A 15,145-nucleotide genomic window follows, 5' to 3' on the forward strand; every position below is an offset into this window, starting at 1 on the left:
CCTCAATGTTCATTTCTTGCCCAGCTCAGGCTTCCCGCCAACGCTATCCTGTTGTGGGATGTCAGAAGAATAAGAAGCATCCGGTCGTCCGTCGCGAACGACCGTAGTGGAGGAGCCACGAAACAAGATCAGCACTGATTCCTTTGGCGTGGCCGCTATGTGAGTCTGCGCCTGCGCCTCCGCCACCAAGCCGTTAAAGGTCTGCTCCACGAGTGCGACGAAGCGCGGTGGACCGGAAACGAAGACGAGGCCATTGCCTGGCACGGGTTTGACCACATAGCGCTCGTCGGAGATATCAAGCTTGTCGAGAGCCCCCTTGAACGCATCGAAGCGAATCGACGTCATCAAAAGCATTCGAGTTTGCGATTCTTGTGCAGCAGACACATAGAGTACAAGGCCGTCATAGTACCATTGGAGACCGTAAAGGTTCGTCAAGCGGTCGAGGAACGCGCGCGGTGGCAAATCAGGCATACGTCCGCGAATTCGCCCCTTCACCGCAGGACTGATGTTGACCCTGATATTCAGGTTGTTGCCGAATTCCTGCAACGCTGCAGCGAGTTCCTGATCCAGAACCGTGTATCTATAGGGTGTCGCCGGAAGGGACAGCGGGACTGCGTGCGCCGGTTGAATCCCGGTGGACAGAAAAAACCCGGCACAAAGAAGTCTCAAAACATGCAGGGTGACGGGTTGGATAAGCGTTCTCGGCATGTCGCACTGATAAACCAAACGCTGAAATCATCACAAGTGACTAAATTGCCGAAGAGATTTTAGATTGTCGAAATGACGCCGCCGTTAGTCAGCTTGTTGTCAGCTTGCCCCCCTAGGAGTGTTGCGCCGACACCGGGTGATGAATGGGCGGGGCTCGCCCGGTCAGAGAGAGCAACCGAGTCCTTACATGATGATGCCTGTCACGTCGATCTCTGCCACTCTAACGGCTGGCCTCCCCAGGGTCGGATCACCGTCGATTGTCGAGCAGGCCCAGTTTGAGCGCGCCTTAGGGCATGCAGCCGACTCGCTGAAAAACGATGCCGCCGCGGGGCCAGCGAGTGCGGCGCCAGTTGCTGCGGCGATGGATGTTCAGCGCGCGGCTGCGCCGACGAGCGGCATGGGCGATCGCGTGTTGCAGACGATTTCCTCCCTATATCCACACAATACTGTTTCCTTCCCCGCGCTCGACCATGACATAGCCCTTTCGAAGGGCGCTCTACCGGGACCGGCGCAGAAGCTTCCCGTCCCAGGTGAGGCGGGAACCGGAATCTCGGGCATTCCTCAACAAGGGCAAGACTTCGAAATGATGATGGCTGGTCTTCGGGATGTTTACAACGGCGTCACCCAGGTGGCGCTTATCTCCAAAGGCGTCAGCGGCGTCACATCATCCGTGAATAAACTTTTGAAGGAAGGCTGAACCGCGCGCATGATTGGCTTGGCCGAGGGCGAAATCATGCGTGGCCTGTCAGGGTGGCGGTCGGTTAGACTTGTCATGCTGCCAGTTCTCGTCGCCCTCACTGCTTGCAAAGCCGACCTCTACACGCAATTGCAAGAGCGTGAGGCAAATGAAATGCTCGCACTTCTTGAAGACAACGGGGTCGCCGCGATCCGGGTGGTCGCCAAGGATGGAACCAGCACGATCCAGGTTGACGAAAAGCTGCTCGCCTTCTCAATCAACCTTCTGAACGCCAAGGGGTTGCCGCGCCAATCCTTCAAGAACCTCGGTGAGATATTCCAAGGATCAGGCCTGATTGCCTCGCCGACCGAGGAGCGTGCCCGTTACGTGTATGCCCTGAGCGAAGAGTTGTCGCGGACGATCAGCGATATCGATGGCGTTTTTTCTGTACGTGTTCACGTCGTGCTGCCGCATAACGACCTTGTGCGAGCCGGCGCCACGCCATCCTCGGCCGCGGTGTTTATCAGGCACGACGCCAAAACAAATGTCGCGGCTCTGCTGCCAAAGATAAAGATGCTGGTAGCCGACAGCATCGAAGGCTTGTCCTACGATAAGGTGGAAGTGGTTTTGGTGCCGGTAGAACGGTCCGCACACGAGCAACGGCCCGATCCGACTGCTGTTTTGCCACAAGCATCAACACCTCTTCCTGCGCCAATTCTGGCGACCGTGACAGGTTTTGCCGCAGCCGTATTCGCAGTGGCCTGTTATCTCTTGGGCAGCGTTGCTACGCGTCGGCGCAAGCAATCAACCGGCGTTTCCAAGGTCGAGGGGCGCCGGGATGCTTCTGCTGTCGAGGCCATTCGCAAAAGAATGCCTGCAATTGGACGTGGGTGACATCTCATTGCCAATGCCTATACAGACCGCCCGACCTGATGGTCCGCACCAATTGCGTTTTCCGGGCGCGAGCGAGCTTGCGGCTTCGGCCCATCCGACCCGTCTAGCGGCGCGTCTTGATCCAGCGTTATCGGCAGAAACGTTAGTGAAGTTGCAGAAGTGTTCCAGACTGCATCCAAGGCTGGCAGAATTGCTGGGCAACGATGACGTGGATCTGAACCACATCGGCTGCAGGCCGGACCTTCTACGCGGGCACGATCCATATCGAGCTGCCCTTCTTGCTGGTAGTATCTGGCATGCCCGTTCGCTGGTCGCGTTTGTCTCTCAGCCTGAGCTTGCCATCCTTGTTAAACGCATCGGCGTGGATGCACACGCATTCGGAATCCGACACCTGCTGCATGCCGTTGAGAACAGACTGATCGCGGACCCAGAAAAACTCGCTCAGCAAATCGAATACGATGGACATGCATGTCTTGGGGCTTGGCTCCAGGACAGTTCAGCGACCGAGCGTAACCGCGTGCTTCTTCGGTTGCCCGAGGGGACTGCCGCGGAGACTCCAGCACCTGAGCATTGGACCGCCGCCGGCCAATTGCTTTCACTTGTACTAGCTCATTTTGAGACAGAGACCCCGGTGAAATGACAGCCGAACTTTCCGAGGGGCCAATAGCGCCGCAGATGCGTCCAATCGGACCACTGATACCCGCGAGCGAGCTCGAAACCTGGCACAGCGCCGCGCAAGCGCTTGCCGCGGCAGAACGGCATCGGCAGCGCGTTCGAAACTGGGCACGCGCCGTTTACCAGCGGGCGTGGGTGCGCGGCCACATGGAGGGCTCGAATGCAGGCACCGAGGAGATGGCAGGGCTGATTGCGGAGACAATCTCCGAAATCGCGCGACGAAAGGCGGCTCTGGAGCAGGAATTGCCGCAGCTCGTGATGGAAATATTGAGCGATCTTATCGGCGCTTTCGATCCGGGCGAGCTACTGGTGAGGGCTGTTCGTCACGCCATAGAGTGTCAATACAGCGGCGCCGAAGTTTGCCTTCATGTTTCTCCCATGCAAGTCGACATGCTTGCACGAGAGTTTGCTCGATGCGACGGCCAGGATGGTCGACCAAGGGTGCGGATCGAGCCCGACCCGACGTTGTCGCCGCAACGGTGCGTGCTGTGGAGCGAGTACGGCAATGTCGACCTGGGACTTGACGCCCAGATGCGCGCGCTGCGCCTTGGTTTCGGGACGCTATGTGAAAAAGGCGAGCTATGAGAAAGCCCGTCCCAGAACATAACGCTGACGCCGACACTCGAGCTCTCGTTCCAGCAATCTCGTCTTTGAGGGCTGCGGCCAAGCGAATTGACACGCGTGCGGTGCGCGGTCGGATCACGCGGGCTATCGGCACACTGGTTCATGCCGTCTTGCCAGATACTCGTATTGGGGAACTTTGCCTCCTAGAGGACCCGCGAACCGGGCTGTCGCTCGAGGCCGAGGTGATCGGCCTGTCGGGTGATGGTGTATTGCTGACACCGATCGGGGACTTGGTGGGCCTATCCAGCCGCGCAGAGGTCGTGGCCACTGGCCGAATGCGTGAGGTGCCCGTCGGCGGCGATTTGCTCGGTCGCGTGATCGACAGTCGTTGCCGCCCATTGGACGGCAAAGGCGAAATCAAGACCGTCGAAACTCGGCCCCTGCATGGCAGAGCCCCCAATCCGATGACGAGGCGCATGATTGAGCGGCCATTCCCGCTTGGGGTCCGTGTCCTCGATGGTCTGCTGACGTGCGGCGAGGGCCAGCGGATCGGGATTTATGGCGAGCCAGGTGGTGGCAAGTCGACGCTGTTGTCACAGATCGTAAAGGGTGCCGCCGCTGACGTCGTCATAGTGGCGCTCATAGGCGAACGTGGACGGGAAGTTCGTGAATTCATCGAAAGGAATCTTGGTGAAGAGGGCCTTCTCCGTACGGTCGTCGTGGTTGAAACCTCCGACCGCTCGGCGGTGGAGCGTGCGCAATGCGCTCCAATGGCGACTGCGCTCGCGGAATATTTTCGCGATCAGGGCCTACGCGTTGCTCTCATGCTGGATTCGCTGACGCGCTTCTGCCGCGCTATGCGCGAAATAGGCCTTGCTGCGGGTGAGCCGCCGACGCGACGGGGCTTTCCTCCTTCCGTTTTTGGCATGCTGCCAGGCCTGCTCGAGCGCGCCGGCATGGGTGAGCGGGGCTCAATCACGGCCTTCTATACGGTGCTTGTAGAGGGTGATGGCACGGGTGATCCAATCGCCGAGGAATCGCGTGGTATTCTCGATGGCCATGTCATCCTCTCACGCGCTATTGCGGCGCGATCGCATTTCCCCGCTATTGATGTGCTGCAGAGTCGCAGCCGCGTCATGGATGCAGTCGTTTCGGGGACACATCGCAAGGCAGCATCCATTTTCCGCGAGCTCCTATCGCGCTATGCCGAGACCGAGTTCTTGATCAATGTTGGCGAATACAAGCCAGGTGGAGATCCCCTGACTGACCGGGCCGTCGCGTCAATCGACGAACTGAGGGAGTTTCTGCGCCAGAGCGAAGATGACGCGTCAGATTTCGAGGAGACGGTCGCATGGATGTCGCGTCTGACCGCGTGAACTGGGTTCAGTCTTCGAGGTTACGGCTTCTGAAGGAAATGCAAGAGCGTCGTGCCCTTGGCGAGCTGTCCAAGAAGGAAGCCCAGCGCGATGTGGCCGCCTCAGCCGTACAAAATGCCTCTAGGGAGCTTGCAATGATACAGCAACATTGTTCAAGAAAAGAAGCAGCGCTCTATCAGCATCTGATGTCACTCGACAACTTGTCTAGCGCAGCGCTCGACCGTCACCGCCTTCACACTGAACAGCTTGCCGCTGAGATCAATTCCAGACGGCAGATGCTTGATGATACCCAAATCGCTCAAGAGGAGGCTGAGATGGCGGCGTCCAGGACGAGGGAGCTATGGGTCATATGTTCGGCGGCAAGGGACAAATGGCAACAAATCGAGGACGACGTGCGGCGCGCCGTCGAGACTCATTCGGAGGCCGCAGCCGAGATCGAGGCCGACGATGAGATACTGCTGAAATATGCGAGGGGGTCGCTTGCCTAAATGCCGCGCAACCGGATCCGACGGTCGCAAGAGGTCGTCCGAATGACACGACCGTGCAGTCTTTGATAGGCGCTGCGGTCACACCCGCCATGTTCGAACCAGTTCTGAAACTGTCCCGCACGGTTGTCTCGTGGCTCAATGATACAGGAGCGCCGCGCACGCCGTTTCAAAGCCGGATCAACGAGGTGCCGCTATCGGTGCGAACGGCAGGGCTTGTCTGGCAGCAGGAACCTGCTGCCATTCCGATGCTTGACTGCGTCTGGAGAGTGGGAGCCGAAACGGTCATCTTGTCACTGTCGCGCCCGCTCGTAGAGGAGTTCATCACGACAGTGCAGAACGGCTTGGCCTTCCCTTCCGAGCCAACTGCTTCGCTAATTCTCGAACTCGCTCTGGAGCCGCTTGTCACTCGACTGGAGGAGACGACGCGTCTGAACGTGCAACTCGTGCGGGTATGCGAAGCCACGATGCTGGCTCCTCATCTTGAACTCGACATCATTTTCGGCGCGGTCAAGGGCAAGGGCCGTCTATTCCTGTTCACGCCTCTTGACGGCTTAGTACCGCCTGCGTTTCGCGCGCTAGGCGAACTGCTTGCCCAGTTGCCGCGGCAGCTGGGCGGGCTGCCTCCAGAGCTCCCGCTCATTGTTGCAGGAGAGGTCGGCACGCTTCGCCTTCCTGCGGCGCTTCTTCGAAGCGCATGTGTCGGTGATGCATTGTTGCCCGATATTGCGCCGTTCGGCCGCGGCCAGATCACCCTAGCTGTCGGCCAGTTGTGCGCCGAGGCGGATCTTGACGGCGATGAATTAATCTTGCGGGGGCCTTTCCGCCCGCGACCGTGTCCTTTGGAGAGTGCGCATATGACACAACCCGGATCGCAACTGGAGCTTACTAAGGATCTCGACGATGTCGAGATCGTGCTTGTCTTTGAATGCGGCCGCTGGCCTATTTCTCTTGGGGAATTAAGAAGTGCCGGCGAAGGGCATATTTTTGAACTTGGATGGCCGATCGACGGCCCGGTCGACATAGTGGCCAATGGTCAGCGTATCGGGCGTGGCGACATTGTCCGCATCGGAGAAGAGCTGGGCATCAGGCTCCGTGGCGGGTTTGCATGCAATGAGTGAAGCTCAGCCGACAATCCTGGCGCTTCTTGCGGTTACCGCCGGACTCGGTCTGCTGGTTTTAGCAGTTGCCACGACAACGGCCTTTGTAAAGGTATCAATTGTTCTTTTCCTCGTCCGCAATGCGCTCGGGACCCAGACCATACCACCCAATGTGGTGCTGTACGCCGCGGCGATGATCCTCACTATGTTCGTTAGTGCGCCCGTTGCTGAGCAGACCTATGACCGCATGTCGGATCCCAAGCTCCACTATCAGACATTCGACGACTGGGTAAGCGCCGCTAAAGCCGGAAGTGAGCCCTTGCGCGAGCATCTCAAGAAATTCACAAATGAAGAGCAGCGGCGATTTTTCCTATCTTCGACAGAAAAGGTCTGGCCAGAGGAAATGCACGCTGCAGCCACGCCTGATGACTTTGCAATACTTGTACCATCTTTCTTGCTATCAGAATTGAAGCGCGGATTTGAGATGGGATTTCTACTTTATCTGCCTTTTATTGTTATAGATCTGATAGTGACAACTATCTTGATGGCAATGGGTATGTCGATGGTCTCACCAACTGTTATATCTGTCCCGTTCAAGATCTTTTTGTTTGTTGCCATTGATGGTTGGTCAAAATTGATGCATGGGCTTGTGCTGAGTTATACGTTACCGGGAGGCTGATCATCACTGAATCCAGCATCATTACTCTTATGAGCCAATCACTGGTGGTTTTCATGATCTGGATTCTACCGCCGCTCATTGCATCAGTGGTTGTCGGCCTCGTTATCGGCATCCTCCAGGCGGCGACGCAGATCCAGGATGAAAGCTTGCCGCTCACCGTGAAGCTTCTGGTCGTTGTCGCGGTGATTGGGCTGTTTGCTCCTGTGCTAAGCGCCCCGCTCATAGAGCTAGCCGATCAGATCTTCACCGAGTTTCCCGCAATGACACTTAGCTACTAGTCCTCCCCATGGACGCGCTATCGGCCGATATTCAAATTCTGATCCAGACGGCTCTCGAACTCGTCGTTGCGGCAGGTCTTGGGGCAGCCCGCGCGATGGGCATCATGCTGATCTTTCCCGTATTCACACGCTCGCAGATCAGTGGGCTGATCCGGGGCTGTTTGGCTGTTGGCTTCGCACTACCATGCCTGGCACACGTCAGCGGCGGATTGCCGGCGCTGGATTCTGATACACGCCTGATCCAGCTAACCCTGCTCGGATTCAAGGAAGTTTTTGTCGGTGTACTCCTTGGCACTTTTCTTGGCATTCCGCTTTGGGGCCTTCAGGCTGCCGGGGAGCTTATCGACAACCAACGCGGCATCAGCAGCCCGACCGCTTCGGCCGATCCCGCGACGAACAGTCAGGCTTCCGCGATGGGCGTTTTTCTGGGGATCACTGCGATTGCCATATTCGTCGGATCAGGAGGCCTGGAAACTTTGATCAGTGTCCTGTACCGCAGCTACTTGATTTGGCCGGTGTATCAGTTTCACCCGACACTGAGCGGGCCAGGAGCAATGGAGTTGTTGGGGCTTCTCGACAGCATAATGCGCACGGCATTATTGGTATCGGGGCCTGTCGTGTTCTTCCTGATACTGATTGATATATCGATGATGCTGCTGCGTCGCTTTGCCCCGCAATTTAAGGCGAGCCAACTGTCTCCGGCAATCAAGAACATTGTCTTTCCAGTTCTCATGGTCACCTACGCTGCCTATCTGGTGGAGAGCATGAAACTGGAGGTCACACGTGCCAACGGCGTGCTGGAGTGGTTCGACAAATTGCTGCCATGAGCGACACAAGTGAAGAGAAGACACACGCCGCCAGCCCGAAGAAGTTAAGTGAAGCGCGCAAAAAAGGACAGCTGCCACGTAGCTCCGATTTCGTCCGCGCGGTCGGGACTTGCGCTGGGCTCGGCTACCTTTGGCTAAGAGGCAGCGTGATCGAGGACAAATGCCGGGAAGCGCTCCTATTAGCCACCAAGTTGCAGAGCCTACCTTTCGATACCGCGGTGCCGCAGGCATTGGTTGTGCTCGTCCAACTCACCGTCGCGGCTGTTGGCCCGCTGCTTGGAACCCTCGTCGCCGCGGTGATTTTGGCCAGCCTGCTAGCCAATGGTGGATTTGTCTTCTCTCTGGAGCCGATGAAGCTCAGCTTTAAGAAAATTGACCCCTTTGAAGGGCTGAAGCGCTTGGGGTCTGCTCGTTCCATGGTCGAAGTCTGCAAGACCATGTTCAAGGTATTGGTTCTCAGCGCAACCTTTTCCATTGTCCTTCTCGGGATGTGGAAGACAATGGTCCCTCTGCCGATCTGCGGCATGGGCTGTGTTGGCCTCATCTTTATGGAGACAAAATTGCTGATGGGAATTGGCGCCGGCGCACTGCTGGTCGGCGGACTGATCGATCTCCTGCTCCAGCGCGCGTTGTATCTGCGCGAAATGCGCATGACCAATACCGAAGTGACGCGCGAGTCGAAGGATCAGCAAGGAGCGCCAGAGTTGAAAGGTGAACAGCGTCGCATCCGCGAGGAGGCGGCCGACGAGCCTGCGCTTGGCGTGCATCGCGCCACGCTGGTCTTAACAGGAAGGGCGGTCCTGATCGGTCTGCGTTACGTTCGCGGTGAAACCGGGGTGCCGTTCTTAGTTTGCCGTGCCGAAGGTGAGCGCGTTTCACATGTGTTGAGTGAGGCGCGGGCACTACGCCTGACGATCGTCCATGACCATGTCTTAGCGCGTCAGCTGATAAGCACTACAAAACTCGGCCACGCGGTTCCTATGCAATATTTCCAGCCTGTCGCGAAAGCATTCTTTGCCGCAGGCTTGGCCTAGTCATTGGAAGTCCACGACTGCCCAGTTCAAAACTGACCTGGCTCCATGCTAGTGGCAAATGTCGGCTGGCCATCCGTGCCCCAGTGTCTCTGCCAGGCCAACCGCGCAACCGCGGGCCTGGGGCAATCACTCCCCTCGGATCTGCCACCCAGCAACTACGGCAAGTCCTCCGGGCATGACCTTGCAGCCTCTGCTGGCCGGTGCGTGGCGCAGTCCGAGGTTTTGAGGCCGGCAGTGCGGATTTGATTGGTGCAGCCGTTGGAATGCCCTCGTCAGCTAGTCGTCAACTAAGCGCCCTATGTTGAACAGCCGTGCTAACTTGAGCTCGGTTGCGAAACATAGGAGTACGAATCGTCATGTATGGTCGAATTGGTGGCTCATCCGATAGTTACCGCGCGCATAATGCCGGCGAGCAATCGGATGCAGGAAGCGAAGGGTTCGCGGACACATTTGCCCGAATGCACTTATCCGGATCGGAAGGTAGCGGCGCCTCATCATCGGCGGCTCCCCAAGCATACTCCCTCAATTCCCGACCTCCTGTGGTGGAGATCAACAGGACTTCCTTCAGGAGACAGGTGAGGCAATTTCATGGTGATGAAATCACGCACATCGCCGACAATCCTCAAGAGTATTCGGAGTTCGTATCGTCACGAGCCAGGCGCACCGCGGACGTTGCTCAGCAATATGGCATCCGTCGAGATACGGAGCACGCGCGATATTTCAGTTACCAATTGGGAGACCGGAGTGCCGGACTGCTGAGAATGGAAGGCGGATTCAGCATGAACGAGTTCGAATCGGAAAGTTGGCGGGAACAATTTCCTGGTCGAACTGAGGTCACTTCCATAGTGGATCTTCAAGTCGCCCATCCGCTCGTCGAAAATGCGGGCGATATTCTGCTGGAGCATCAACTTCGGATAGACGGCGACCGACCGTTGCTGAATTGGCGTGCGGCTAATCCGGAAGCACAAGCGCGCGCGCAGACGATGGGGTTTGTTGAAGTGGATCATGGCGACCTGGTGCTTGACCCTACGCAGCATCCCGACAAATGGACGAAGAACAGTGCCGGTGAGTGGCAGCGTGCAGGCAAACCTCCACTCTATCTCCACAAAACCGAGGACAGCGACAGCAGCGATAGCGGGTCCGACGACGATTTCATGTGATTTGTCGACCCGCCGCCGAGCCTTGCAACTGGTGACGGTTGCAAGGCTGTTGGCAGTGAATGCTAATTGTCCGGCGACAGCCCCGCCTTAGCGCCAGCGCCGCCGAGCAATCCAGCCCATCTCCCAGACAATAAACTGCGGATGCGCATCGTGGGTGCTTGCGAGCGGATTGTATTCGGGCCGGAACTCCGCCTCTTGGATACGAGCTCTCCCGAATCCAATTTTCTCCACCACACCGTTGGGTCGTTGCGATGCGCCGATCCCGATCGGATCGGCTATGCCTGCTCCGCGCTCGCAGGAAGACCTTCCGCCTCGATCTTGGCGGCGCGATCTCGGCGATAAGTTGGATGGGAGGCAAGATACGCCGCCACGTCAACAGCAGGTAACGCGACATCGCAAATCGGCCCTGACGGTAGCCGATCGACTCCAATCGCCGGACCGCAACTCGCGCAGCGGCATTCGCGGTTTGGCCAGGAGAAATGCTCGCTGACTCACAGCGTGGCCGGCCGCATTCTGCCCTAGACCCCAAAGTACGTGCCCTGTCATGCAGCCTGCGCCGACGGGAGCTCGGCACGCGAATGGCGTGGTTGGCGGCCAAGCCCCGAGGTCAACAAGGACTTACAGAAAGCGGGGGTGAGTTTGCCGCGATGAATTATGACCTTCTCGCGACCGGACCTAGCATCGGCTTCCTCTCGCTCTCGATTGTAGCCGCGCTGTTCGTTGGATTTAACGTGGCAAGCGGTGAATTCGGAATCAGCCAGCCCTTCCAAGTTTCTGGCCATGACGGGGCGACTCGTGTGGATGTGCACCCACATCGGGCTCGGCATCGCACCATTGACCAGCATCTTGGGCTGCAGCTTCATCTCAAACAGCTTTCCTGGCTCGCCACGCAGCGCGACCGGTGCCTCCGGCGGCATCAATTCGTCGGCATTGCACAAATGTTCCAGGTATTTTTGCGCCGGAAATGCGTAGGTCTTCATGCAATCAGTCGTAATGCCGGCTTTTCCTTCATTCAATGCGTTGGCCTGTCCCAGCACCATGTTCAGCAACCCTTTGAGCTGGTCTGTGCGTTCGTGCACTTTGGGTAGCTGGGTGGAGGTGAGTAGCAGGCGTACATTACGCCCCTGCAACCCGGCGAGACAGGTTTGCATCTCAATGGCCTGGGCTCGCAGGTACTGGGCCACATCGTCCACGACCTTACCGGCCTCCTCAGGCTTCATCTGGCGCACTTGGGAGACGACGCTTTGCTGACCGGCCAGATCGAACTGCAAAAGTTCGTCCAATCGTTTGAGCCGCTCCGTCAATACCTCCATTGACAACGCGGCGCCCCCGATTGTCGAGCCTGCCCCCGACGAACTCGCAGCCACCTCTTGCGCTCTCACCTGTGTACTCGCAACTTGATCCGAGCGCGCGAGAACCTTGGCTGCTGGCACTGTGCCGGCGTTCGCAGCGACTGGTGTTGATGGCTGCCCGGCGGCAGAAGTCCCGGCGCGAGCTGCCGACTTATGCTTTGACTTCCCTTTCCTTCGCGCTGTAGTGCCTTCTGACACTGCAGCCGTACCAGCAGTGTCAGCCGGTATCGCAGCGCCTGCCCTGGCCGGCATCGCAGCGCCCGCCTGGGCCTGTGGCGCCATGATGGCTGACGGCGGAGACTGCAGGTTCAACAAGTGCATGGCATCGTGCGCAGTGATCCATGCATCGTCCACGATCCGTTCGAACAGTTTCAATGGGAGGCCGGCATCTGGGTAGGTATGGCTTAGCTTGGTATGCACCTCGTGCAACGCCAATCCAAAATCCGAAAGCCGCTCCATGATTTTTTCTACAACCGCGCAATCATGAGCGTTGAGTGCTTTGCCATCATCCATTATGCCCTTCGCCAAAGAGAGGGCGCGAAGAGCTTCTTGACCGGCGCTTGCCATCAGCTGCACCACTCCATTTCGACCGACGAGGAGTTCCTTCAAATCTGGCTCGAACCTGCTCGCCCGCAGTTCAATCTTGGCCCGCGCAAGACCGATCCGCTCACGGACCAGCCAGATCCTGACACTCAGTACCGAGCCGGCACGCAGCCGCAGTGCGCACCGCTCGGCTTCCCGCATCACGGGCGTTCCACTGGATAGGCTAGCGGTGGCAGCGCAGGCGGATCGCTGCCGTTCGGAGCGCCATACCTTTTTTTCCCACCACTTAATTGCCGCCGTATGGTGGTTCTCCACATTTAAAATCAACAGCTCCTGCCGGTCCGCCTGGGAGTAGGAGTAGAGTTTATCGACCATACCTGCCGCTTTCTTGGTCTTTTTGTCCAATTTCGTGATCGTCGACAGGCCAAGTTTGTCTACTTCATTCGCGGCGTCGCACACGATCTGGCAACATCTACGCACCTTGTCGTCTGGCATAATTGTCTGCGCCTCAGCCGCAGGCAGGCTAGCGCGGTACTCCAGAATTGCTGAGGCTGCATCGACGACCCGACTGATCAGCTCCACCGCCTCCTCGGGGACGTCGGTTTTCCTGGCCGCAGCCTCGCAATCAGTCAGTTGTTGAACAAGACTGTTCATTCTGAGCTGTGTCGGACTGATATCTTCATTTGACGATGAGCTGGTGCCTTCCACCTGCGCGGTTGATAGTTGGCTACCGACCGGCGCCATGGCTTCGCCCTCAGACATGGAGGGAGAACCGCGCCGCCTTGCGGCTGCGCCACGTGGCGCTACGGTTCCGCGTGGTGGCGCAGCGGCTCCACGTGGCGGTGCGTTCAGGATTTGATCTTCGCCAATCGAGGCGCCTGGCAGACTTTCGCGGGCATCGCCTGGACCGCGCGCAACTGGAAGGGAGGAGGGCCTCCTATCGGCGTCCCCAGAGCGCATCTGCTCCACAACGGAATCGAATGACTGTCCACCTTCTCCCGCAGCAAGACTTGATTGCGAAAGGGAACTGCTCGCCCGCCCCGCGCGGCTGGCTCCAGTTTCAGCCTGCGATTTCCGTGGTCGGCCAATGCCCTTCATATTGCGTCTCCGTAGTAGGCGAGAATGTGCTGCTATTGTGCTGGCGGCTGACGAGACCAGCGGCATCTTTCGGTTAACGTCACGGTCAGCCAGACCCGCGACGGCGTAATGTTCCCGCCAAAGTGCTTCTCAGTAGCAGGCCAAGATTGGCCCGAGCTCACAGGACTTTCGCAACGTTGCCATCGATGTCCTGAGATTATCAGCGCTTCAGTCCGCCGATTTCCAGGAACAGCGAATGAAATCAGACCAACTCGGCTAGCTCCCCTTCCTAGACACGTGCCTGACGATTTTATTGATGCGTCACTCCTCTCGTTCGCCACCGACAAAGTCACACATTTGCTTCAGAGAAGCGTGTGCGTTGCGTATCGCGCGGGAAACCATTTCGATCTATAGTTACAAAAAGTGTCGAGACGGGACCTTTGGATCCGAAGGTCAGGCACGGCCGGCCTAGATAGACCGCTTGGCTGACGATTAGCTGACGATGGGAGTTCTCACGAACAGGGCAAGAAAATCCGACCGCTTCAAGCTTTCGATATGGTGAGAAGAGGATCCGCACCGGCCTCCCAAAGCCGGCAGACCATCCCATGTTCGTACGGTCGCCGACCTTCTCGAAGCCAATGAGCTCACCGCGCCGGGCCGTGATGTGCAGGCGAGAGAATGGTGATGCAAAGACCGAGTTCCTGCTCGTTGCGTGCGCCCGTGGAGCCAGCAAGAATACGGTCATTGCGGTCATGCAGCACGTGGACCGTGTCTCCTGTTCGACACCACAGCATCGAGGATGCAAACGAGCTGCTGCGGCTGCCATTCGGTCGCGGCATGCGTGGACGGCGGGATTGGCCGAACAGCCGAGATCGTGGTCGACTGTTCGATGCGAGAGCAACATCCTGCAGAGCATACGTTTTTGCGCTGGCCGGTTTTTGTCAAAAGCCGTCAGGTTCTCGAAAGCTCCCGCCCTTAGCTTGATCGAGGTTAACCTTTAACACGTCGCCGCCAATGGCAAATGCCGGAGTACCTGATGATAGCAGCAATTGGGAGTGGAGTTGGCAACCTCGGGACTTCCTTGATCCGAAAGGGCCATGGGGATTCGAAATCCGAGCATTCTGGTGATGGCAAGCCGGCTGGTGGCAATGATGGCAAGCCAGCTGGTGGGAATGATGGCAAGCCAGCTGGCGGGAACGATCGGGCGGATAACCGGACCGTTTCAAATGATCAACTTCAAGACAACTCACAGTCTGCAGCACAAAGTGAAGCCTTCCAAAGTATCCTGCGATCGTTCGCGTTCCAATTCGCGAACGATGCGATGGCTGAGGCCGATGAAGCTTTGGATGACACAGAAGATGCCTGACGCGGGAAAATCCGGCGTGAGGTCATACAGGCCGTTATTGACGGCACAACTCCAACAGAAAAAGGAATGATCATGGCTGCAGTTGATAATAATAAAAAATCAGGCAATACCAATACCAGTAGCGCCGGCAATACCGATAAAACTAACAGTGGCACTCCCGGCAATACAAGCGGAGCTGATGCTACTGCTTTTCAGGCGCAAGTGCAGGAACTAACCAATGTTAGCTTGGAGGCGACGAAAAGGAGTGTCCAGTTGCGCACTCTAACGACCAATCTCCAGACCATCAAGAAGGCCGCCGACGAACGCGTTTCGTAATGTCGGAAGCGGGTTTTAGACTGCCCCTAGCGCGTC

General features: G+C 57.7%; 16 protein-coding genes. 13 read left to right on the top strand and 3 right to left on the bottom strand.

Annotated elements, in window-relative coordinates; all coding sequences use genetic code 11:
* Positions 1 to 9 precede the first annotated feature (9 nt).
* Positions 10 to 708: a secretin N-terminal domain-containing protein gene (locus EN861_RS08350; protein ID WP_095486058.1), complete on the bottom strand. Its 699-nt coding sequence runs from the start codon at positions 706 to 708 to the stop codon at positions 10 to 12.
* A 187-nt stretch (positions 709 to 895) separates the two neighbouring features.
* Between EN861_RS08350 and EN861_RS08355 the strand changes: the two genes are divergently transcribed.
* The gene (locus tag EN861_RS08355) at positions 896 to 1,405 is read left to right on the top strand and encodes a nodulation protein NolB (protein WP_095486057.1); all 510 of its coding nucleotides are present in this window, start codon (positions 896 to 898) and stop codon (positions 1,403 to 1,405) included.
* 36 nt (positions 1,406 to 1,441) lie between these two features.
* Positions 1,442 to 2,278: a type III secretion inner membrane ring lipoprotein SctJ gene (sctJ, locus tag EN861_RS08360; protein WP_280953371.1), complete on the top strand. Its 837-nt coding sequence runs from the start codon at positions 1,442 to 1,444 to the stop codon at positions 2,276 to 2,278.
* Positions 2,279 to 2,522: 244 nt separating this feature from the next.
* On the opposite strand, the gene EN861_RS36620 is transcribed toward sctJ, so the two are convergent.
* Positions 2,523 to 2,744 carry a hypothetical protein gene (locus EN861_RS36620; RefSeq protein WP_029354860.1) on the bottom strand — a complete coding sequence of 74 codons (222 nt, stop codon included), beginning with the start codon at positions 2,742 to 2,744 and terminating at the stop codon, positions 2,523 to 2,525.
* 170 nt (positions 2,745 to 2,914) lie between these two features.
* Here EN861_RS36620 and sctL point away from each other — a divergent pair, with 170 nt between their 5' ends.
* The 9 genes from sctL (at position 2,915) to EN861_RS08410 (ending at position 10,456) form a co-directional block, all read left to right on the top strand.
* Complete coding sequence (gene sctL, locus EN861_RS08370; protein ID WP_091595841.1) at positions 2,915 to 3,538, top strand: type III secretion system stator protein SctL; 624 nt, start codon at positions 2,915 to 2,917, stop codon at positions 3,536 to 3,538.
* The gene (sctN, locus tag EN861_RS08375) at positions 3,535 to 4,893 is read left to right on the top strand and encodes a type III secretion system ATPase SctN (RefSeq protein WP_024505372.1); all 1,359 of its coding nucleotides are present in this window, start codon (positions 3,535 to 3,537) and stop codon (positions 4,891 to 4,893) included. Before sctL ends, sctN begins: the two co-directional genes overlap by 4 nt.
* Positions 4,869 to 5,381: a hypothetical protein gene (locus EN861_RS08380; RefSeq protein WP_095486055.1), complete on the top strand. Its 513-nt coding sequence runs from the start codon at positions 4,869 to 4,871 to the stop codon at positions 5,379 to 5,381. Before sctN ends, EN861_RS08380 begins: the two co-directional genes overlap by 25 nt.
* A gap of 89 nt (positions 5,382 to 5,470) precedes the next feature.
* Complete coding sequence (gene sctQ / locus EN861_RS08385) at positions 5,471 to 6,499, top strand: type III secretion system cytoplasmic ring protein SctQ (protein ID WP_126105039.1); 1,029 nt, start codon at positions 5,471 to 5,473, stop codon at positions 6,497 to 6,499.
* Positions 6,492 to 7,157 (top strand): type III secretion system export apparatus subunit SctR, encoded by a 666-nt coding sequence (sctR, locus tag EN861_RS08390; RefSeq protein WP_095486053.1) that lies wholly within the window; start codon positions 6,492 to 6,494, stop codon positions 7,155 to 7,157. Before sctQ ends, sctR begins: the two co-directional genes overlap by 8 nt.
* Positions 7,158 to 7,159: 2 nt before the next feature.
* Positions 7,160 to 7,435 (top strand): EscS/YscS/HrcS family type III secretion system export apparatus protein, encoded by a 276-nt coding sequence (locus tag EN861_RS08395; RefSeq protein ID WP_024505375.1) that lies wholly within the window; start codon positions 7,160 to 7,162, stop codon positions 7,433 to 7,435.
* Between the two features lie 8 nt (positions 7,436 to 7,443).
* Complete coding sequence (gene sctT / locus EN861_RS08400; protein WP_126105038.1) at positions 7,444 to 8,262, top strand: type III secretion system export apparatus subunit SctT; 819 nt, start codon at positions 7,444 to 7,446, stop codon at positions 8,260 to 8,262.
* A complete protein-coding gene (locus EN861_RS08405) occupies positions 8,259 to 9,296 on the top strand; it encodes an EscU/YscU/HrcU family type III secretion system export apparatus switch protein (RefSeq protein ID WP_029354843.1) in 1,038 nt (345 codons plus the stop codon). Before sctT ends, EN861_RS08405 begins: the two co-directional genes overlap by 4 nt.
* Before the next feature lie 356 nt (positions 9,297 to 9,652).
* The gene (locus tag EN861_RS08410; protein ID WP_024505378.1) at positions 9,653 to 10,456 is read left to right on the top strand and encodes a hypothetical protein; all 804 of its coding nucleotides are present in this window, start codon (positions 9,653 to 9,655) and stop codon (positions 10,454 to 10,456) included.
* Positions 10,457 to 10,998: 542 nt separating this feature from the next.
* On the opposite strand, the gene EN861_RS08415 is transcribed toward EN861_RS08410, so the two are convergent.
* Positions 10,999 to 13,113: a hypothetical protein gene (locus EN861_RS08415; RefSeq protein WP_245512010.1), complete on the bottom strand. Its 2,115-nt coding sequence runs from the start codon at positions 13,111 to 13,113 to the stop codon at positions 10,999 to 11,001.
* Positions 13,114 to 14,464: 1,351 nt separating this feature from the next.
* Here EN861_RS08415 and EN861_RS35330 point away from each other — a divergent pair.
* Together EN861_RS35330 and EN861_RS36110 are read left to right on the top strand one after the other, a co-directional pair.
* Positions 14,465 to 14,794, top strand: coding sequence for a hypothetical protein (locus EN861_RS35330; protein WP_091595908.1), 330 nt, complete (start codon positions 14,465 to 14,467; stop codon positions 14,792 to 14,794).
* 72 nt (positions 14,795 to 14,866) lie between these two features.
* Positions 14,867 to 15,109, top strand: a complete 243-nt coding sequence (locus EN861_RS36110; RefSeq protein ID WP_224570034.1) for a nodulation protein NopA — start codon at positions 14,867 to 14,869, stop codon at positions 15,107 to 15,109.
* The last annotated feature ends 36 nt before the right edge of the window (positions 15,110 to 15,145 follow it).

Origin of the sequence: Mesorhizobium sp. M8A.F.Ca.ET.218.01.1.1 (genome assembly GCF_004791165.1) — a bacterium.
In the GTDB taxonomy this organism is placed as follows: domain Bacteria; phylum Pseudomonadota; class Alphaproteobacteria; order Rhizobiales; family Rhizobiaceae; genus Mesorhizobium.